Here is a 20,630-nt window from a genome sequence, read left to right on the forward strand (position 1 = left end):
CTCAATCTCACCAAATAAACTGTCTATTTTTAGAGGCCGTTTATCTTTATAATGGAAGCGTTGCTTATCACGTTGTTGCATAATTTCTTCGTCATATTCCTCTAGTATGCAGGTCATCACACTTGAGAAGGTTTCCTGTAACTTCCTCCAAACTAGCTGTTCAAGTTCTTTTAAAGTTGGGTATTCTGTGTTATTCTTTTGCATAGGGTTTCTCCTTTGAATCGGGTTTTTGTCGACTATGATTCTACCAAGGAGAGACCCTTTTTTCATGCATTTTGCTTAAACCCTACCGCGCTTTCGCTTGGTGGCCTGCTCAACCAGGTAATGAACTTCCATTACCTGGTTGATCAGGTTATTTCTTCTCCCACAATCATTTTACTCATACCGTAACCAGTCATTTGTTAGTTCTTATTGATCGAGCTTAATTTTAGTGATTCATTATGGTACGTGAAATTATTAATAAAAAAAGAGAAAATGGCCGTCCACTTTCTCAAAACATTGGAGGTACGTGAGGTTTATCAACAATAGGTGTATTGTGTATATACGGTGGAGCTGGACGCAGACGGGGAATACGGCCAAATGCTCCTGGCTCAGCGACATACGTAAATTCAGACAAGCTGTCCATGCTCGGACCGCTCGCCCACCTTCCTGTACTACTTTCATGCCCTTCTGATAAATTGAAAAACGTATGCGCTACTTCTTGCTTTTCGAGGTGAGTTGGGAACGTGCTCGGTACGACGATATTCTCCTTTTCCTCAAGCTCACATATGGCTGCATACCATTGATTTTGATGCATGCGATCCCTCGCGATTAAGAACGATAGCATATCTCGAACTCCAGGATCTGTCGTCATTTCATACAAACGAACCGCCTGCAACCGTCCTTGCGATTCTGCCGTCAAATTCATTCGAAAATCGGCTAATAAATTCCCGCTCGCAATAATATAATCAGCCGTCCATCGGTTGCCTACACTATCGGCTGGCATCGCACCGAGACCTGATACGATCGCATGCTGGGGATTCATTCCTCCTAGGACAGCACCAATAACTGGGTTTTTTGCTGCTGCTTCTTGATCTCCTACAGGAGCCCCATCCAATAAACGAGCGATCATCGTCGCAAGCATTTCCACATGAGCTAGTTCTTCTGTTCCCGTATCCATTAATAAATCTCGATACTTCCCATCCCCTCTCGTGTTCCACCCTTGAAACAAGTATTGCAAGGCGACGGAAATTTCACCGAATTGTCCACCGAGAATTTCTTGAAGCTTTTTAGCATAGACCGGATCAGGTCTTTCTGGCTTCGCATGATACTGCAAATGCTTCACATGATAAAACACGTTACCGCCTCCCAGTTATCATCTTTACCTTTCAGCCTATTCCTTCCCAGCCCGTCTTTATGTCAATTTTCGTCTATTTTTCTCTCGGCTAATTCATTTCCCCATACAGAAAAGCTCGAATGCACATAACGTAAAGAGACACTGTAATGGAGGAGGGAATGTAAATGGATTTAAAACCCATGCTAGAAGTTGTCGTTGATCGGGTGTTAAAAAAACACGGAGTCACAGTACAAAATGTTCAGATCGACGAGCAGGAAAAAGCGAAAATTCGCCAGCTTTTGAAACAAGTCGAGTCTGATGTTGAAACCTTTTTGGCCAACCAACAAAAACGAATAAATAAAACAAACGATAACGACCAAGCTCCAGAAAAATAAGCAAAACAGCTAAAATTCAACGAAATCATCATGACAGTTTGTCCAAACGATTTTCCATTTCGTTCATACATTATCGTAGAAGGAAGAAAGGGGGAATAACATTGGGTAGAAGAAAGCATTACGATTTGCGGCCAGTCGGGCAAGATAAAGTTGCAAACGGCTGGTGTGCTCTCGATCCAAAAGCGAAACATCCATTATGCGATGGCCCAACTAATGACTTTACTCAAGAAGCAACTCAACAAAATAAAATGTTTCAGCTTAGCGATGAGTTGATCGTGATTAAAGATTCCTGTGACGTAAATGTCACAACTACTGATACCAAAGCAGCGGTAAACCTTCAAGCAGCATTACAAGCCGCACTCGTAATACTCATCTCGCTTGCGGTTGGTGATTCGCCACAAACAGAGACCATTGCTCAAGAATTGCTACAAACTTCTCGTACAAAACAACTTTCATTCCAAAAAGTAATTGTTGGGAACTCTCGTAATGTTGATGTACAGACAACTGACACTCAAGCGGTGATTAACATTCAAATTTTATTACAACTGTTAATTGTGCTTGCGATTCGATTAGATATTTTATAAGTGAAAAACAGGCGGATCTTAATGGATTCGCCTGTTTTTTCAATGATTAAAGAACGCGGATATCAAATGATGAATAATTTCGGGCACGTTTTTTGAAAGGCAGCTTTCTTATACATATTGCCTGAGGATTGCGGCATGTTAACAAACATACATATTTCCTTTGAAAGGAGACTTTCCTATGGCGAATAAACACCATGTATATTGGTATCGTCACCATATCGTGAACATCATCATGATTGTTGACTCCAAGACTTCCGATTGGATTCTCATCGATACAGGTCTGTTTTACTCAGAGGCCTTTATTTTAAAAAAGATTCGTCGTGTTTTGGGAGAGCTTATTCCCCCAAAAGCCATTATTCTGACCCATGGCCATTTTGACCACGTTGGGGCTCTTCGTCCATTGCTACAGCGCTTTCCTAATGTTCCTGTTTATGCCCACGAACTTGAGCTCCCTTTCCTTACCGGACAAAGACACTACGTGAAACCTGACCCGTCCGTTCCCGGAGGGCTGATGGCAAAGCTCGCCTGGCTATATCCATATCATGCCTATGACTTTTCTCGCATTATTTGCCCGCTACCGGATGATGGTACACTGCCATTCTTTACGGATTGGCGATGGATCCATACACCAGGTCATACAGAAGGACACGTTTCCCTCTTTCGCCCCAGCGATCGATTTCTCATCGCTGGAGATGCGTTTACGACCGTTAAACAAGAGTCTCTCCTTTCCGTTTTGGCCCAGAAAAAAGAAATTCACGGTCCGCCTGCTTACTTCACACCTGACTGGGAGTTAGCAAAAACGTCAGTGGAGACCCTTCAGAAGCTCGAGCCTGCCTTTGCTGTGACCGGACATGGACAAATGATGGAAGGAAGCTCTTTGCATTCTGGGTTAAAACGGTTAATCAGCCAGTTTGAACAAGTGGCCGTTCCAGACCATGGAAGATATGTTCCTGAATAGTTTACTTACTCTTTTGCTTTCTTTTGCAAAAAAGAGAATACCACTCGATCAATTGTTTGAGTTCCTGTGCCCATCCGCCCTTCTAAATTCTCAGTGGCAATAAATTGCTGGAGGGCATCTCGCCAATGCTGAGTTAACGACAGGTAGCCCAATGAATGAAGGGATGATTTAATAATAGAAATCCGATCGTCAGTTAATGGTAATTGATCTTGTTCTTTAGGCTTGGCGAAATAAAGCTGCTGCAATTCAAATATTCTTTTCAGCTCTTGTATCGGCTCAGGATGATCGTCTACGCGTAAATCAATCAATCGGTCATTAAACCCACAATAGCCTCCTTTTTCCTTCACAATGAGGAGCGCAGCCGACTGTTTTCCTCGTCGATCCCCTCCTGCGCACTGCCCTGCCTCCAATGTAAGAAGGAGGCGTTCCGCCAGCGATCCAGTCGTCTGAACAAACTTCTGGGCCATTGTTTTCACGGTCTCCTCGCTCACGAGGAGATTCCCTTGCACCGCAAAACAGGGGCCTGTCATACTTCCAGCCCATTCGTAGCATCCTTGACCTGTAAAACTCGCCGCTCGTCCTTTTGCATCAACGATTCCAACTTGCCTAAGATGTCGATCTGCATCTTCATTGATTAACAGTGCCAACGTTTCCTCAGCCGTTTTACCACGGGCTAAAAAATCAAGCCCTTTAGATCCATAGCTCGTATTTGCATAGGATTGAGTGGCAATAGCCCCTACGCCTGCCTTCGCCCAAGGCACGATGGCACCTACGCCTAAAAACTTCGATTGTACGGCTATCCCCAGTTCATCCGATTTAGGGTCATAGCCGACAATGGAAAAAGTAGATACAGACTGTTCCTTTCTACTCGTGTTCACGCCATCCCTCCATTCACCATGCCTAAGAAAAGTAAGATTTTAACTTCTTCAATACGGGTGCCGACCGTTCAATTTGTTCCATCGAAACACTGTAGGATAGCCTGAAGTGACCAGCCCGCCCAAAACCAATACCAGGTACAACAAGGAGCTGGAACTCTTCGGCTGCCACTTGACAAAACTTCGTATCATCAGCAATCGGTGACTTCGGAAAAATAAAGAATCCACCTTTCGGATAGACGAACTCAAACCCAGCATCTTCGAGGACTTGAACCATGGCATCGCGACGCTTTTTGTATTCGTGCTGCTCCTGTGTCAACGTGTCCATTTTGCTTATCATACGTTGCACAGTGACGGTGGCATTTCCAAAACCGAGCGTGCGATTCGCAAAAACGAAGGCTGCCATATATTGCTCGACACTAGGAAAATCAGGTCTAATCGCGAGATATCCTAGCCGCTCCCCAGCCAAGCCTAGATCCTTACTGAAAGAAGAAATATAAAATAGGCGCTCAATTGCCGCAAAAGGATTTGGCACGTTACCATCGTAAATCAATTGACTATATGGATCATCATAAAGAACATGGATTTCCGTTCCCCATTCTTGCTCTTTTGCAACTAAATATTGATTTAATCGCTCTAGGTCAGATTGAGGGATTAGCTGCCCCGTAGGGTTGTGGGGGTTGTTCAAGATGATCGCCTTAGTTTTCGGCGAAATCGCCTTTTCCAGTTCATTAAAATCAAAGGTGAAGTCTTCTGCTAGCGGACAGTAAACAGCAACACCATTCGCATTTCCTACATAGAATTTATATTCGGCAAAATACGGGGTAAATATAATCACTTCATCCCCCGGATTCATAATACTTTTTAAAGCAACATTTAAAGCTCCAGCTGCACCTGACGTCATTGTCACGGTTTGGGCGGTTATGTTTGTGTTAAAACGACCATTCATATGCTCTGCCACTTTTTGTCTGGCTTCTGGTAATCCTTGATTCGGTATGTAACTATGACCACCTGGGATCGGAGCATTGGCATACGCCCGAAGTTGCTCAAAATAAGAAGCAGGCGGATCAATAATTGGATTCCCGAGTGAAAAATCAAAAACATTTTCCGTTCCATGGATCGATTTAAGGCGTTGACCTTCCTCAAACATTTTTCGAATCCATGAACTTTGTGTTAAATTTTGTTCGATCTCTTTTGCGATCATGTAAGCACTCCCTTTACTTATCCTTTCATTCATTATAACGTGACTCCCTTAGAGTGTCATTGTTCATACCGAGCAACAAAAAAGATTTCAAAACAGTAAAAAAGCAATTGAATACGGACAAAGCGCTCATGTATAATGAAAAATGGAGATTGTTAAAATCCTATTTTCTGTTAAACTAAAAGTATAGTAGCTTGTCTTCTAAAAGTAATTCTCTCATCACCGAGTTCCTCATCGACTATTTCACTCATAAAAAAGGACCAAGTATGGCAGTACTTGGTCAATACCCAGCTAGCTTGATTTTCAGTCGGGACTGACCTTTTAGTCGTCGCCTTCACAAATTGAAATAACACCTCATCCTACAGGCAAAACAGTGAAGGTTACTTCTTTTTGTTAAAAAAGACGACTATACTGAGAACAAACGTCAACGTCGCAAGCAAAATCGAGTTGACTTGCACGACGATGCTTAACGTTTCATAAACGGTCATTGAACCACCCCCTTCTAGGAAGTGGTCAGTCCCTGCGCTTTCAACCTAACTGTTAATTAAATTTTAACAGAAATTTCCGACCTTTACTACGCAGCAACACTGAAAGAATGCCATTTAACTGAAAATAATGAAAATTACCTAAATTTTCATATCCTTCATTTAATCTTCCACGATCATGCATAAAAATGAACTCTCTTTCTGTCGAACCGATAATGAATTAGCCCTACTATAATGAAATTTTTTCCTATGTACGAGCCTTACGACTGATATTGTACCACAAAAAATCAGCCCCTTCATTATGAAGGAGCTGTCTCATTAACGGCTAGTCTATGGTAAGATCATCAAAAAAAGCGGGCATATTTACCTTCCATTCCATTCGTTCGCTTTCCACCAAATTGGTTTACATAGCCCAATAAAATAAGGAGACCAATCAAAGGAGTACGTTCTGGTGCCTCAATTTCCAATCCTATAAAGCCTTTACTTTTTGCCACTTCCTCAGCGGCATGAATAATGGATAAAACCAGTTCTCGATTCGTCCAATCAATGACATCTGCTACTGAATAGCTGATGCAAAGTGTCTGTCTCGCACTTGCTTTAAAATGCACTGTTCCCTTTTCAAGTGTAACCGCAACACATGATCGTTCCTCTTCGATGTTCGTTGCTTCATTTGGAATTAAGCGTATGATGGGTTCTATATCTTTTCTAAAAATAGGAATAAACATATCATCACCTTTATACCTTTCTATCTTTAAAGCGAACCATATGTATTATTTAAATTCGTCATGTTTTGTCTCCATCCTCCTAAAATCGACAATCAATTTATTTAAATATAAATATATTGCTTTATCTATTGTAGCAACTCTTATTTGTTATGCCAACTTGTAGCAACTCTTATTTGTTATGCCAACAAAATTTTAATTCCCCCCCTTTTTTCACGGAATGTATTTTTATTCAATTTCGTGTTTTTTTCATTTACACATATTTCACTGTCATTGCTGCAAACTAACGATACAAACCATACTTCCCGAGGTGAAAGCAGCAAATGAATTTATCAATTCAACAAAAAAATACGATTTGTGTCATTATTTTACTTATTTTAATGTTACTCCCTGTTTGGGCAGCAATGGTGTCTCCTCTTGATTTCCAAGGTGCCTTGAAGCTATTCCCATTAGACTTCTCATTGTTCTTTGCCTTTTTAATGGGCGGAATCATCGTAAATTACACATTACGATCATCCAAGTTTATGATCGTCATTATGATTGTCGCTGCAATTGGACTTGCCGTTATTGCCTACGGCTTTATCGTTTAACACCTTTAATTACCACTGATTTTTGGGCGACCAAACATGGGTTTCAGCTTGTAGAGGCTTTAAGATACAACGGCCAAACCATCATGCACCCTTTTTCTACAATAAGTTCCATTTATCCCCCGTTGCAAGTAAAGAGCGCGGAAAAGAATAAAAGACAGGGGGGACGACCTCTCATCTCGCTTTTTCCAATACCATCTCTCTGTTATCAGCTTCCCCTAGTCAATCGAGTGCTACTAATAGGAATTATCGATAACATCGATGATCACTTCAACTTCTGGAACGGCTTTCATAAACGTATGTACAAGGGCCGATGATGCCGTAACTACTAGGAAAAGATCTGTCCTCATGACCCGTAATTGTTTGTTATCTTGAGAATCTTTTCATTCAAGAAAACTCATGTCCCATCCCTCTAGTTTTCGTTCTAGCCAGACAGCATAAGCATATGGAACGCACAAGCCATCCATGAAAATGTTCTACTTAAGGACTACAATAAGATTCTCACCCATTCTGACTTGCATCCTCTCACTTTATTTATCACAATCATCCCTTCTTTAAATAAAAGCACTCCCTCCTTCTTTTTCAGCTTATACTAAAACATATTAAAGAAAAAGAGGAGGAAGTTCATATGACTTTTTCACCTGCAGAAAAAGAAGTTACGCAAACAAAGACATCAATTATCCATATTGCTAGTTAAAAAGACGCGAATCTTGATTGGAATAAATCTTCCATTAACCTTATCCTCCCCCACTCATTTGAAGAGTTTCCTAATTTTTATCGGTTGGAAAATAATTAACAGCTGTTTTTTGTTCTTAGTAATAGATTAGGATGGTATGATTAAAGTCAGTATTTACTCATCGATCATAAACAATCGAACAATTGGCGCCTATGGCTCAATCACTTGTATTCTCTTAATACATATAAAAACCAATCGCTTCTCGCACCTCTTGAATCGTTTGCTGTGCTGACACTTTCGCTTTCTCTTTGCCCATTAATAACAAATCGTGGATATCTGCATCAGTCAATTGCTCGTAGGTTTGGCGAATAGGTGCTACTGTCCGTTCAATGGAGGTTGCAAGCATTTGTTTACATGCTACACAACCGATTTCGGCTGTTTGGCATCCTGTTTGAATGGATTGCTGCTCCTCTGGCTCTGAGAAGTATTCATGAAGATGGAACACGTTGCAGCCCGTTCTCGTCGGATGACCAGGTTTTACTTTATGGGTACGAAGCGGATCTGAATAAGCCCGTTTTACTTTTTGCTCGATCACCTCTTTTGGATCTTTAAGGGAAATCGTCGTCCCTTTCCCATCAGACTTGCTCATTTTCCCTTCACCTGTTAGTGATGGGACTCGGGCGCTTTGGTTTTCTACAGGTTTTGGTTCTGGAAATAACGGACCATAGTGAGCCGAAAATCGCCGAACAATCGCACGTGCCATTTCTAAATGAACGAGTTGATCCTCTCCTACAGAGACGAGCTCTCCTTTATGAATCAAAATATCGGCAGCCATAAGGACTGGGTACCCCGAGAGACCATAATGGACGTGATCAGGGTGTTTTTTCGCTTTTTCCTTAAATGTGGGACAACGGAGAAGTTCTCCTAACGGCATGACCATCCCTAAGTAGGTGGCTAACTCTGTTATTTCTGCGGCAATAACCGATTGAGTGTAAAAAGTCGCCTTATGAGGATCGAGTCCAGCAGCTACCTATAACTTGGCTGCATCAATCGTTCGTTTCGCTAAGGATGTTTCATCAGAATGAGTCGTGAGTGAATGAATATCAACAATAAAAAAATGAGCATCCGTTGTTTCTTGTAAATCGATGATGTCGCGCATCGCACCAATGTAATTACCGATATGCACATCTCCTGTTGGTCTAATTCCTGATGTAAGGATAGGTTTGCTAATCATAAAAAGTCCTCCTGTTTCGAAAGGTTAATTGATTGAAGATCATCAACAAATCGCTTTCCCACCAACCGTCTTCCATAGTCGTCACCTCTTCCTTTATATTTACATTTAGTTCTGACAAGGTGTAGGACCACCAAAAAAGCTCCCCCATCCTTAGAAAAGGACGGGAGAGCCCGCGGTACCACCTTCATTGGTCAATAAATAACCCTGCTTCCTTGTCATCACAACTCGAGAACAAGTGTCTCATGTAACGACGAGACCTATCGCCAAAGCCTACTAAGGATCCATTCCCGTTCGGTTTGGATGCTCCGAAGCCCATTCTGCATCGTTTCTGTACTGATTTCCACCGACCATCAGCTCTCTAGAACAGGATACGATTCATACTCTTCTTCATCATTGCAAACATATGCATTCTCGAACTACCTTCATTCTATACTGGGGACCTCGTCAAAGCAATCGTTTTTTCCTTTTAGGAATGAAGGTGATCTCGATACGTATCAAGGACGAGGCGCCCTTTTGAATCAAGAACGGCATAAAAGACGTCTTGTATTCCGTACCCCCGCCTAAGAATTTCTTGTTTTAACCACTCTTCAGACAGGTCATTTTCCAATAGATTTTCTTTATTTACCTCACCATCGATGATGAGCTCGATCGGGCGATGCCGTTTCGCTACAGGAATGTTAAGGTCCTTTCTTGTCACTGGCAAGTATTCAGGTTTTTTTAATACCGTTACCGTTCCATCAGTTTCAAGGATGGCGGTTTCAACTTCCTGCCAATCAAAGATTTCCTTTTCGCGGAGCGCTTGTTTAAACATATCAATTGAGAAGTTTTCCTTTTTTAAATTGTGCTCTAATAGCTTCCCATCCTGAATGAGAAGGGTTGGTGTACCGTCTAACCATTTACGAATCGCCCGGCTTTTCCAACTTAAACGAGTAGTGAAAAAGCCTAAAACCGCAATTAATAAGAGAGAGGTTGTCATCAGCCAAAAGTTTAACGATGAATTAAACGCAAGATTGGCTGCGATCGCCCCAAGCATGACCATCGTAATAAAATCATGATTTGTCATCTGGGCCATCGAATGCTTCCCTAGTATACGATTCATAATTAGTAAAAAGCCAAACGACCAAATCGTGCGGAGTATGGTTTGAACGAGCTCCTGAACCACGGTGCAAACATCCCCTTAATCATTTATTCAAATGATTCCCATTACTTGTATTTTTATTCTAATGGTAAACAGGGGCACTTCTTTATAAAATGCCAGATTGTTCATTTTCCGTTTTCAAACGCTTGCTCTTCTCTCGTCTTTTCTTATAAAGCGTTAAAAGTGTAACGAGTAGGAGCAGAGCTAGCACCGCAATCATTCCGTAGGTTTCAATAAAATTTCCAACATAGCTGATCGATTCATGGAAGGAATAGCCGATCAAAAAATAAACCGAGCTCCAAATTACTTGTGAGGGAGCGGCGGCGACTAAAAACTGGTGAAATCGATAGTTTGATAGCCCAACCGAAAATGGAGTGGCATGGCGAAGGAATGGTAAATAGTAACCGAAAGCTACAGCCCAAAGGCCGTATCGGTTAAGAAAAGCCTCCCCCTTCTCCACCCGAACGACAAAGAGACGGGTATCTTTTAATTTTTGCAAGGAAGGTTTGCCCCCCCACTGACCAAAACCATACAGTAAAATTCCATGGGCGATTACACTAGCGATGATCGTGAAATAGGTTGGGATTGGCTCTAACATCGAAGTAGTGGAAAGGAAGCCTCCTGTCATTAGAAGTATTTCATTGGGGACAGGAAAAAGAAACAAACCGATCAAAAAAAAGACGAAAATGGCACAATAACTCCATTCTTGTACAAGGACATTGATCGTCTGAATATCCAACTTACCTAGCCCCCTCCCTTTGACTTTTGTAGTTGTAAAATAGTATACCATGAAAAAGTTGAAAAAGTTTGAAATCTTTTTTTGCTTTATTCACGTTTTTCTTACTGCTAAAACTTAAGCCGCCTTTCATTTTGACCAAAGGCGGCTCGCTCATTATGTATTAGAAAAGTACTCTTTGAAATAACCAGCGACTTTTCCCGTATTATCAACAATAAAATAAAATTCTTCCGTTTCATTTTTGACTTCATACGTTTTTCCTGGCGTTAATACTCCACTCACTTTAAATTTCTTTGCGTCCGTATGTACGCATGTAACGGTCTTCAATGTTTCTTTTGTCGTCCACGTTTCATGAATCACATCGTTCACTCCCCTTAAATACACTTAACTCCATATCCATTATATAACGAATGGGCCAATAAAGAAAACTCACTCGGCGCACCAGTTAGTAAAACTAGCTTGCCACCAAAATCCTTTAACCTAAGCTGTTATTTAACAAAAAGCCCTAGAGATTCAACTCTAGAGCTTTTCATAGAACCATTAACTATCTAAGAGCAACGATTCTGGATCTTCTAGCATTTCTTTGACTCGTACGAGGAAGCTTACCGCTTCTTTCCCATCTACAATTCGATGATCGTAGGAAAGGGCAATGTACATCATCGGACGATTTTCAAAGTTTTCTTCGTCAATTGCCACAGGGCGCCATTGAATCTTATGCATTCCTAAGATCCCCACTTGAGGCGCATTTAAAATCGGTGTTGACCAAAGAGAGCCAAACACGCCGCCATTAGTGATCGTAAACGTTCCTCCTTGCAATTCTGAAAGGGAGAGCTTATTCTCACGTGCTTTCTTTCCAAGGTGCATGATTTCTCTTTCTATGCCTGCGAAACCGAGGCGATCTGCATCGCGGACAACAGGAACAACAAGGCCCTCGTCTGTCGATACGGCGATGCCGATGTCATAATATTTTTTCAGTAAGATTTCATCTCCTTGGATCTCGGCGTTAAGAAGCGGGAACTCTTTTAATGCGCCGATAACTGCTTTTGTAAAGAAAGACATGAATCCGAGCTTCACATCATGCTTCTCAAAAAATTGGTCTTTGCGGCGCTTTCTAAGTTCCATTACCGCCGACATATCTACCTCATTAAACGTTGTAAGCATGGCTGCTGTTTGCTGTGCTTCGACAAGACGCTTGGCGATCGTTTGACGGCGACGGGACATTTTTATTCGCTCCACTGGCTTTCCTGGTGATTCAACGTTAGCTGCGGCAGGAGCCGCTTTTTTCTCAGGTGCCTTCGCCGGAGCAGAAGCTGCTGGTTTCTCTTCATATGAAGCCACATCCTGCTTGCGCAAACGTCCTAACGGGTCAGCTGTTGGCACAGCTTCCAAATCAATCCCTTTCTCCCGCGCAAGCTTTCGTGCCGCTGGTGACGCGACCGGACGATTCCCAGGGGCAGGGGCTGCTTCCTCAGAAGCTACACGAGAAACCTTCTTCTCTTCTTTCGGAGCCTCTGCTTGTTCGGTTGAAGCCGTAGGAGAGTCGCCTTCCGCTAGAACGGCGATCACTTCTCCTACCTCGACTGTGTCACCTTCTTCTCTTTTTAGTTCTTGAATGACACCCGAGTGCTCTGCCGTAATTTCTACATTGACTTTATCTGTTTCAAGCTCTGCAATGTATTCCCCTTGGGATACGTGGTCCCCAACCTTTTTCAACCATTGCGCGATGGTTCCTTCTGTAATCGATTCTGCTAGTTCCGGTACTTTAATTTCAATCACGATGATGGCCTCCCTTTGCGTTATCGAGTCAAAGTTTCTGTTACGATGCGTTCTTGTTCTTGTTTATGAATGATAGGGTCGCCTTCCGCTGGACTTGAGCGATACGTGCGGCCTTCGTAGCGAACATTGATTCCGTTAGGAGCAGCACGGCGAATTTTCGACTGAACAAACGGCCAAGCTCCCATATTTCGTGGTTCTTCTTGCGACCAAACGATTTCCTTTACGTTCGGATAGCGGGCAAAGATTTCTTGTAGCGGCTCTTTCGGGAATGGATATAACTGTTCAACGCGAACGATGTGCACCCAATCCCAATCTTTATCCGCCTCTTTTTCAATCCGATCTTGCAAATCAATGGCAATCTTTCCACTACAAAGAACAATCCGTTCTACCTTCTCATGGCTTTCCCCTAAATTTGGTTGCTCCAAAACGGTTTTAAATCTTCCTGTCGTCAGCTCTTCCACGGAAGAGGCAACCTTTTGGTTTCGCAACAAGCTTTTTGGCGTCATCATTATGAGTGGGCGCACAGAATCTGTATTTAATATCGCTGCTTGGCGGCGAAGAATGTGGAAGTATTGCGCTGCTGACGTACAGTTTGCAATCGTCCAGTTATTCTCTGCTGCTAAGACGAGGAACCGCTCGAGCCTTGCACTTGAATGCTCAGGTCCTTGCCCTTCGTAGCCATGTGGAAGCAAGCAGACTAGACCTGATTTTTGTCCCCATTTTGCTCGGCCGGCAGACACCCATTGGTCAAACATAACTTGGGCTCCGTTCGCAAAGTCGCCGAATTGAGCTTCCCAGAGTACGAGCGTCTCCGGAGCAAATACGTTATAGCCATATTCAAAGCCGACAATCGCCATTTCACTTAACGGGCTATTGTGGACCGCAAACGAGGCATTCGCATGACGGAATGATTGTAAAGGCGAGTGCACATCGTTTGTGCGAGAATCATGCAATACAAGGTGACGGTGGGCGAATGTTCCACGTTCAGAGTCTTGACCCGTCAAACGAATTGGCGTGCCGTCATGTAAAATCGTCGCAAAAGCGAGAGTCTCAGCTAATGCCCAGTCGACCTTTCCATCACCATCAAAAACGTTCAGGCGCCGCTTTAAAATTTTCTCTAGCTTTGGATTCACCGAGAAGCTCTCTGGCCATTCGAGCAATTCATTATTGATCGCCTTTAACGTTTCACTCTGAACTCCTGTATCGAGTTTCGGAAGGCCATTCACCACTTCGACTGGAGGCGTATCTGGTAGATGTTCATCTGTGCGATTTCTTAACGTCTCCTCGTATACGCTTTGCAGTTTGTCTTGCACCTCATCATCAAGCTGCTTGACTGTTTGCTCGTCGATCAAACCTTTTTTAACTAGCTGCTTGCTATAAAGCTCGCGAACAGTCGGATGCTTGCGAATGATTTGATATACCCCAGGCTGTGTCACAGCCGGCTCATCCATTTCATTGTGTCCGAAGCGGCGATATCCAATTAAATCAATCAAGAAATCCTTCTTGAAGCGTTTCCGGTATTGGAAAGCAAGATGGACAGCTGCCAAACAGGCTTCCGGGTCATCGGCATTAACGTGTACAATCGGAATCTCAAACCCCTTGGCAGGATCACTCGAATATAGTGTTGAACGTGAATCGAATGTTTCTGTCGTAAACCCGATGTTGTTGTTCGCAATGATATGCAACGATCCACCTGTTTGATAACCGGTTAAGCGGCTAAGGTTCAATGTTTCTGTTACAACACCTTGACCAGGGAACGCGGCATCTCCATGAATTAAAATCGAGTAGGCTTTCATGATATCCTGCTCAGGAGCACCAGGTGATGTCCGATCCTCTTGGGCCGCTCGGGCGTACCCTTCAACGATTGGGCTTACGAACTCTAAGTGACTTGGGTTGTTCGCAAGCGTTAACCTTGCTTCGGCAGTATTTTCATCGCGAATTTGCCTGTCAGCTCCAAGGTGATATTTCACATCTCCCGTCCAGCCATAGTTAATTCCAATCGAGCCTTCCGATGGGAATAAATCTTTATTTAGCGAGTGTAAAAACTCAGCGAAAATCATTTCATATGGTTTGTTTAATACGTGTGCAAGGACATTCAAACGGCCGCGATGGGCCATGCCAATCATCACGTTTGTCGTTCCTTCATGAACAGCTTCTCGAACAACTTCATCTAGCATTGGCACTAAGGTATCTAAACCCTCGATCGAAAACCGTTTTTGTCCAACGAATGTCCGATGCAAAAACTTTTCGAATCCTTCTACATCAGTTAAGCGCTTAAGTAAGGATTTTCGTTGTTCAGTCGATAAGTTTGGTAAGTAGAGCCCAGATTCAATCATACGATTCAACCATTTGCGCTCTTCTTCATCGGTAACGTGTACAAATTCAAAAGCAATCGTCTTTGTATAAACTTCTTTTAAATGATTGATCGCATCTAACCCATTCTTAACATGGGCAGGTGCATATGGACAGAGTAAGTCCACAGGTACGGAGCGAATGTCACTTTCTGTTAAGCCAAAACGATCCAAATCGAACATATCTTCCCTGCGCTGCTCTTTGAGAATTGGTTGAATATCCGCTGCTAAATGACCGAACGCACGAATATGATCAGCTAATTTCACTGCACCCACGAACTTCTTAATGACGTCTGGGTCAGTGATTGATGCTGCTGTAAACGTTGATTGCGTACGCTCTGGTGCTGTTGCCGGCGGTGGTCCCCATTTTTCAAATGCTTCTCTCAATTCATCATCGACCGCATTGGGATCCTTTTGGTACTCTTCATAAAGCTCTACTGCTACACCAAGGTTAGGACCATAAAATCCTTGCCAAGGCTCTTCCGACGTGTGCTCCTTGCTGGACATGAAAAAACCCCCTACTTTCTAGTCAGTCAAAAACTATCAAAGGTTTGTTTTATAACGCTTTCATCAAGTATTTTAACATGTTTGTCACATTTGCTCAAAGGTAATCTGAATTTACGATTTTTCGCATAATTACGCGGGAAACTATTGGTCTATTAAGGTTTTTAAGTAGCAACGCGTTGCCGAATCAAGGCAAAACGACAAACTTAATTTAAGTCTTTAAATTCTGAAAATAAAGTCTTTTTTACTTCCTTTCATTTTCTTCCCTTGCATCCCTCTTCTTTTCATAGTATGGTGTGCTTAGTTTCAATGGGAAAGGTGATGATGATGACCGCTACTGTAGACCAGCAAAACAACCAGATCCTCTCACCTCTTTGCTCAAACTGTCCAGAACCTTATTTCAAGAAAGCTCATCCAGATCTTCCGAATGCCGGTTGTTGTAGTTATAGCCCGACCTTTTCCTTATTCGAGCTATGGAAAATGGTTCAGAAAGATGAGCGCTTTGTCCGAAGGTTATTCGAACTCCCGACAGCTGAGGTGCTGGAAACAGAGGTAAAAGTACATGCCCACGTTCATGAAGGATACTCTGATCGTGATGACCTTTCCAGTCTTTCGCCGATTGAGCAAAGCGATTTAATTGAACGGTACTCTGTCTGTGTTTTTTTACGTAACGGCAAAGGCTGCATGCTGGATGCTAGCTTTAAAAATGCCGTTTGTCGCTCCTTCATCTGTCCTTCTGTTGAAGCGACCTTATCCAACGAATTACTACACGAGATCCAAGCTGCGATTCATGCCATTCAGCACGAAGCAAAGCAATTCCATACAACGTGTAAACAAGTTTTACAAGAGCTCGGGCTCTCCTTAAAAAAAGACCATGATGAAGTGATTCGATTTTTAAAACAATATTACCCAGAGCCAGACCTTCATGAAAAAAGGAGCTGATCTAGGCTCCTTTTTTACTACGTATATTACGCATTTTTCTTCGTTTTGGCGTTTGTTCGCTTGCGTGGCGTTTTCTTTGCCCCTGCTTTTTTTGTTTTATCGATCGACGCTTGGAGCGCCTCCATCAAGTCGGTTACATTAGAAGCTGCTGGTTCTTTCTCCTTCGCTGTTACTGTCTGTTTTCCTGCCTTTTTGTTTTCAATCATTTCCATCAGTGCTTGTCGGTAGTCATCCTCATACTTATCAGGGTCAAACGTTGTCGTCAGTTGATCAATAAGCAAAAGGGCTGTATCGACTTCCTTTTTCGTTACGTCTACCTTCTCAGGTACATTCGGCACTTGATCTACGGCTCTCACTTCATCGGGAAAATGGATCGTTTCCATAAGAAGCGTATTTTTGTATACACGAATAACAGCCAGATGCTCTTTGGCACGAATGATGATTTTTGCAACACCGATTTTTTCCGACTCCGCTAGGGCTTCTCGTAATAACGTATAGGCTTTGCCCCCGCCATCTCCTGGAGACATGTAATAGCTCTTATCAAAGTAGATCGGGTCTATTTCCTGTAGTTTGACAAAGTCAATGATTTCTACCGCCTTATCTTCCTGCTCTTTTTTTAAAGAGGCAAGCTCCTCCTCATCAAGCTCAACGAACTTATTTTTCGCGTATTCATAAGCTTTCACAATATCATTTGGCTCCACTTCAGCATCACAGTTGGGGCAAACCTTTAAATAATTAATCGGGGTCTTACATTCTTTGTGAAGCTGTCTTAAACGAACATCTTTATTTTCTGTTGCAGCATGCAATTTGATGGGGATATTCACAAGGCCAAAACTGATCGTTCCCTTCCACATCGTGTGAATCGTCATCACCTTCTTTCCTTCTTCCCTAGCCTTCATAATGTGTGATGAAACCGGATTGATTATGTAACGGAAGTTTTTCTGAAACAGCATGTATCGGCCTCATTAAAAAATAAAAAACGGGTATTCGGATTTCATGGTGGAAAAGGGCTTATAAATCACCCTTCTCCAAATTCTTAATAAGTGTGGAAAAATCGACACCAAAGTTGTCTGTAATGTCGTGATCATTCACTTCATACCAATTGAAAGTATCGTATAACATAGCTTTATTGAAAGCACTTGAATTAAATCGTGGCTTACGCTTTTTATGGAGCTTCTCATTGAAAAGGATTTTGGCTCGTAAGGCATCAAACGAGTAACCTCTACCCATTCGCTCTACCTGCCTAATAATGCTGTTAATTGACTCCGTATAAGCATTAGTGAGCCTTTTATCAAAGTAGTTGAATATTTCGACATGCCAGTTGTCTACGGCTCTCACGAGGTCTTTATATGCGTCTTTAGAGTTGCTGGACATACAACGGTGTCTCCATTGACTATAACGAAGATGACCTTCATCTGGATCAGGAGTATCCCATATCCAGTAAAACTCTTCTTTGAGTTCATAGGCTTCTTTTAAAGCAGGAAGATTACCTAACCAAGTATCTAAGAGGAATGATTCACGTTCATTTAGATCGTGTTTACGCTTTAGAAGGATAAACCTTTCACGCATAAGGGTACGTCTTTCTTTTTGGCTCATATGGGCTTTCAAAGACTTTCTGACGTTATCTAAGGCTTGATTAGCCATTCTAACTACATGAAACTTATCTACGACAACTTTAGCGTGTGGAAGGATAGTGTTCACTGCGTCTTTGTAGGGCTTCCACATATCCATTGTGACGTACTCAATGTAAGTCCTGTCACTGATTTCTGAAAGACGTTGGATGACTGTTTCCTTGTTACGGTTAGGCTTGATGTCATAAATAGTCCTGCGTTCAATATTAGTCAATACAAGCCGAGGTCTACGGATAATATGTATCTCGTCTATCCCAAGCCACTTAGGAGTTTCAAACTGGTATTCACGTTCTTTGAGTGCCACATAGTCCTTAAAAACGTTCCTAATGGTTTTCTCGTCAACACCAACGCTTTCTGCGACTTCTACAAAGGTCTTAGACATGGATTGCTCTTGAATGGACTTTAAAAGCCTTTTGGTCATACTACGCTTTTCATCTACAGATATTAGGCGTTCCCAGAAGGTAGATCCGCATTCACGACACTTGTATCGTCTACGGTTCAATTGTAAGCCCACTCGCTTTAAACGAATGGGCAAATCCATAATTAGTTGATTTCTTGAACTGTGTTTGTACAACTTGTCAAAACCACATTCAGGACAACGTTCAGGTGGTCCGACTGCTTCAACTTTAAACATCATATCGGTTTCATTTTCTTGTGGCGGTTCTATTGTTTTAATGTATGGTAGGGATAATAAGTCTGACATATTATTCATCCTTTATTACTCTGCGGTGTTAAGGTATCAATTATAGATTTGATGTCGAAATCATCAGTGTTAAATTATTTTTGTGACCACAAATGCACTTAGAAAATCCCTTAAAGCATTAGCTGGTTCACTTGAATAGGGAGTTGTAAAAAAGTTCCCTTAGCCTGCACAACAAGATAATTTCGAAATATCTTTATCGAACGTAAGTGCAGCTAATTTTAGCCCTTCAGCCATTGTTAAATATGGTGCTAGGGTTTCTGTTAAATCTTCTATCGTTAAGCCAAATTTAACAGCTAATGATGCTGCATAGATGACATCTCCTGCATTCTCAGATACAATATGAACCCCTAATACTTTTAGTGTTTCTGCATCTGCTACTAGTTTAAATACACCGGTTGTTTCACGGTTTACAATTGCTCTTGGAACAGCATCTAAAGGTAATACAGATGTCTTCACATCATACCCTTTCTCTTTTGCTTGTTCTTCTGTTAAACCAACCGTTGCAACCGTCGGATTCGTAAACGTAACAGCAGGAACTACCGATAAATCTATTTTTTTGTTTAATCCACCAATAGCATTATCAGTAATAATTCCACCTTCATAGGCTGCTACATATACAAATTGTGGTCCTAAAGTCACATCTCCTGCTGCATAAATCTTTTCATTACTTGTTTGACCAAAATCATTGATCAGGATTTCATTATTTTTTCCAGTTTCAACACCTGCTGCACTTAAATTTAAAGAATCCGTATTTGGTTTTCTTCCAGTGGCAACAAGTAACTGATCTGATTCAATGACTTCTCTACTGCCATTTACTGTTACGTAAACCCTTTTTATCTCTCCACTTTGTTCAACACGCTCAAAAGTTGCCCCTTTGACAAGGTTTATACCCTGTTCAATTAACGCTTTTTCAACTGACTCTGAAATCTCAGGATCATACTCCTTTAAAAGTCGCTCACTTCTTTGCATAAGCGTTATTTCTGAACCTAAATGATGAAATAGTTGTCCAAGCTCCATTCCAATGTATCCTGAACCAATTACAGTTAATCGTTTTGGTATTTTCTTTAACTCAAGAAGTGTTGTACTAGTTAAATAGTCCATTTTTTCAAGTCCTGAAATTTGGGGCAACGAAGGCGATGCACCTGTTGCAATTAAAAAGCGTTTTGCAGATAACTTTGCCCCATTGACCTCAACCGTACTAGCATCAACGAATTTTGCTTCACCTTTAATTAAATCAAAATTATATTCATCAATTAAATCCATATATTTTTGATTCCGAAGTTCGCTCACCAATTTATCCTTTTGCGTGATTAAACTAGCTAAATCCACTTCTCCAGCGGATGTTTGTAAACCTATAAACGGATTGTCTTTTGATAAATGATTGATTTCCCCTGCCCTAAGAAGAGTTTTTGACGGAACACAGCCAATATTCACACAGGTTCCCCCAACCGTTCCACGCTCAATCATTCCAACTTTTGCACCGTATTCTATAGCTTTAATTGCCGAAGAAAAGGCAGCAGCACCAGAACCAATAATAAGAAGGTCATAATTGTCTTCATTAATTAACGCCACGTTTTCTAGTGATGATACTTCTTCAATTTCTCCGGCTTGGTAATTTGCTTCATCAATCGCCTTTATTGCACTTTCAACCTCAATATCATCGGGCAGTTCAAATACTGCTTCACCACGACGATAACTAGACTCAATATTTTTAGCACCTATCTTTTCAAGTGCTGATTCTACGTGTTTTTCACAACTCGTACAAGTCATTCCTGAAATGTTTACCTTAAATTTATTCATAAAAAAGCTCCTTTCGT

General features: G+C 41.9%; 18 protein-coding genes, 1 pseudogene and 1 other annotated feature. Of the genes and pseudogenes, 5 read left to right on the top strand and 14 right to left on the bottom strand.

Going from position 1 to position 20,630, the window contains the following annotated elements; genetic code table 11:
• Both E2L07_RS02060 and E2L07_RS02065 read right to left on the bottom strand, forming a co-directional pair.
• The coding region (locus E2L07_RS02060) for a UPF0236 family transposase-like protein (RefSeq protein ID WP_208401959.1) at positions 1–204 on the bottom strand (204 nt) is incomplete at its 3' end.
• A 286-nt stretch (positions 205–490) separates the two neighbouring features.
• A complete protein-coding gene (locus E2L07_RS02065; protein ID WP_010898347.1) occupies positions 491–1,336 on the bottom strand; it encodes a manganese catalase in 846 nt (281 codons plus the stop codon).
• A gap of 164 nt (positions 1,337–1,500) precedes the next feature.
• Here E2L07_RS02065 and E2L07_RS02070 point away from each other — a divergent pair, with 164 nt between their 5' ends.
• The 3 genes from E2L07_RS02070 (at position 1,501) to E2L07_RS02080 (ending at position 3,252) form a co-directional block, all read left to right on the top strand.
• Positions 1,501–1,710, top strand: coding sequence for a spore coat protein W (locus tag E2L07_RS02070; RefSeq protein ID WP_010898348.1), 210 nt, complete (start codon positions 1,501–1,503; stop codon positions 1,708–1,710).
• A gap of 101 nt (positions 1,711–1,811) precedes the next feature.
• The gene (locus tag E2L07_RS02075) at positions 1,812–2,294 is read left to right on the top strand and encodes a spore coat protein (RefSeq protein ID WP_010898349.1); all 483 of its coding nucleotides are present in this window, start codon (positions 1,812–1,814) and stop codon (positions 2,292–2,294) included.
• A gap of 178 nt (positions 2,295–2,472) precedes the next feature.
• Entirely contained in the window at positions 2,473–3,252 is a 780-nt protein-coding gene (locus tag E2L07_RS02080) for an MBL fold metallo-hydrolase (RefSeq protein WP_010898350.1), read from the top strand.
• A 5-nt stretch (positions 3,253–3,257) separates the two neighbouring features.
• Here the strand turns inward: E2L07_RS02080 and E2L07_RS02085 are convergent, their stop codons facing one another.
• The 3 genes from E2L07_RS02085 to E2L07_RS02095 all read right to left on the bottom strand — a co-directional run bounded on the left by E2L07_RS02085 (position 3,258) and on the right by E2L07_RS02095 (position 6,538).
• Positions 3,258–4,130: a DUF1028 domain-containing protein gene (locus E2L07_RS02085; RefSeq protein WP_134228711.1), complete on the bottom strand. Its 873-nt coding sequence runs from the start codon at positions 4,128–4,130 to the stop codon at positions 3,258–3,260.
• Positions 4,131–4,152: 22 nt separating this feature from the next.
• Positions 4,153–5,364: a pyridoxal phosphate-dependent aminotransferase gene (locus E2L07_RS02090; RefSeq protein ID WP_134228712.1), complete on the bottom strand. Its 1,212-nt coding sequence runs from the start codon at positions 5,362–5,364 to the stop codon at positions 4,153–4,155.
• A gap of 793 nt (positions 5,365–6,157) precedes the next feature.
• Complete coding sequence (locus E2L07_RS02095; protein ID WP_010898354.1) at positions 6,158–6,538, bottom strand: hypothetical protein; 381 nt, start codon at positions 6,536–6,538, stop codon at positions 6,158–6,160.
• Between the two features lie 320 nt (positions 6,539–6,858).
• Between E2L07_RS02095 and E2L07_RS02100 the strand changes: the two genes are divergently transcribed.
• Positions 6,859–7,125 (top strand): hypothetical protein, encoded by a 267-nt coding sequence (locus tag E2L07_RS02100; protein WP_010898355.1) that lies wholly within the window; start codon positions 6,859–6,861, stop codon positions 7,123–7,125.
• Positions 7,126–8,033: 908 nt separating this feature from the next.
• Here E2L07_RS02100 and trpS read toward each other — a convergent pair.
• From trpS to E2L07_RS02130, 6 genes and pseudogenes are all read right to left on the bottom strand, one after another.
• Positions 8,034–9,032: pseudogene (gene trpS / locus E2L07_RS02105) on the bottom strand (tryptophan--tRNA ligase).
• Between the two features lie 153 nt (positions 9,033–9,185).
• Positions 9,186–9,435, bottom strand: a binding site (T-box leader).
• Between the two features lie 63 nt (positions 9,436–9,498).
• Positions 9,499–10,194 (bottom strand): DUF421 domain-containing protein, encoded by a 696-nt coding sequence (locus tag E2L07_RS02110; RefSeq protein ID WP_134228713.1) that lies wholly within the window; start codon positions 10,192–10,194, stop codon positions 9,499–9,501.
• Between the two features lie 82 nt (positions 10,195–10,276).
• Positions 10,277–10,909: a DedA family protein gene (locus E2L07_RS02115; RefSeq protein WP_134228714.1), complete on the bottom strand. Its 633-nt coding sequence runs from the start codon at positions 10,907–10,909 to the stop codon at positions 10,277–10,279.
• Positions 10,910–11,062: 153 nt separating this feature from the next.
• The gene (locus E2L07_RS02120; protein ID WP_010898360.1) at positions 11,063–11,266 is read right to left on the bottom strand and encodes a DUF6501 family protein; all 204 of its coding nucleotides are present in this window, start codon (positions 11,264–11,266) and stop codon (positions 11,063–11,065) included.
• 180 nt (positions 11,267–11,446) lie between these two features.
• The gene (gene sucB, locus E2L07_RS02125; protein ID WP_134228715.1) at positions 11,447–12,682 is read right to left on the bottom strand and encodes a dihydrolipoyllysine-residue succinyltransferase; all 1,236 of its coding nucleotides are present in this window, start codon (positions 12,680–12,682) and stop codon (positions 11,447–11,449) included.
• A gap of 20 nt (positions 12,683–12,702) precedes the next feature.
• Positions 12,703–15,540, bottom strand: a complete 2,838-nt coding sequence (locus tag E2L07_RS02130) for a 2-oxoglutarate dehydrogenase E1 component (protein ID WP_010898362.1) — start codon at positions 15,538–15,540, stop codon at positions 12,703–12,705.
• A 306-nt stretch (positions 15,541–15,846) separates the two neighbouring features.
• On the opposite strand from E2L07_RS02130, the gene E2L07_RS02135 reads away from it, so the two are divergent.
• Complete coding sequence (locus E2L07_RS02135) at positions 15,847–16,479, top strand: hypothetical protein (RefSeq protein WP_041820608.1); 633 nt, start codon at positions 15,847–15,849, stop codon at positions 16,477–16,479.
• A 26-nt stretch (positions 16,480–16,505) separates the two neighbouring features.
• Here E2L07_RS02135 and ku read toward each other — a convergent pair whose 3' ends face one another.
• The 3 genes from ku to merA form a co-directional block, all read right to left on the bottom strand.
• Positions 16,506–17,342, bottom strand: a complete 837-nt coding sequence (gene ku / locus E2L07_RS02140) for a non-homologous end joining protein Ku (protein ID WP_134228775.1) — start codon at positions 17,340–17,342, stop codon at positions 16,506–16,508.
• Positions 17,343–17,490: 148 nt separating this feature from the next.
• A complete protein-coding gene (locus tag E2L07_RS02145) occupies positions 17,491–18,813 on the bottom strand; it encodes an ISL3 family transposase (protein WP_029336138.1) in 1,323 nt (440 codons plus the stop codon).
• A gap of 159 nt (positions 18,814–18,972) precedes the next feature.
• A complete protein-coding gene (merA, locus tag E2L07_RS02150; RefSeq protein ID WP_029336139.1) occupies positions 18,973–20,613 on the bottom strand; it encodes a mercury(II) reductase in 1,641 nt (546 codons plus the stop codon).
• Positions 20,614–20,630: the final 17 nt, after the last annotated feature.

The organism is Halalkalibacterium halodurans (genome assembly GCF_004376175.1).
GTDB lineage: Bacteria > Bacillota > Bacilli > Bacillales > Bacillaceae_D > Halalkalibacterium > Halalkalibacterium halodurans.

What these genes read in the sequence shown, in the direction of transcription:
- E2L07_RS02100 (WP_010898355.1), top strand. Translation starts at nt 6,859, where the DNA reads ATGAATTTATCAATTCAACAAAAAAATACGATTTGTGTCATTATTTTA.
- E2L07_RS02080 (WP_010898350.1), top strand. Translation starts at nt 2,473, where the DNA reads ATGGCGAATAAACACCATGTATATTGGTATCGTCACCATATCGTGAAC.
- E2L07_RS02070 (WP_010898348.1), top strand. Translation starts at nt 1,501, where the DNA reads ATGGATTTAAAACCCATGCTAGAAGTTGTCGTTGATCGGGTGTTAAAA.
- E2L07_RS02090 (WP_134228712.1), bottom strand. Translation starts at nt 5,364, where the DNA reads ATGAATGAAAGGATAAGTAAAGGGAGTGCTTACATGATCGCAAAAGAG.
- E2L07_RS02130 (WP_010898362.1), bottom strand. Translation starts at nt 15,540, where the DNA reads ATGTCCAGCAAGGAGCACACGTCGGAAGAGCCTTGGCAAGGATTTTAT.
- E2L07_RS02135 (WP_041820608.1), top strand. Translation starts at nt 15,847, where the DNA reads ATGGGAAAGGTGATGATGATGACCGCTACTGTAGACCAGCAAAACAAC.
- merA (WP_029336139.1), bottom strand. Translation starts at nt 20,613, where the DNA reads ATGAATAAATTTAAGGTAAACATTTCAGGAATGACTTGTACGAGTTGT.
- E2L07_RS02095 (WP_010898354.1), bottom strand. Translation starts at nt 6,538, where the DNA reads ATGTTTATTCCTATTTTTAGAAAAGATATAGAACCCATCATACGCTTA.
- E2L07_RS02145 (WP_029336138.1), bottom strand. Translation starts at nt 18,813, where the DNA reads ATGTCAGACTTATTATCCCTACCATACATTAAAACAATAGAACCGCCA.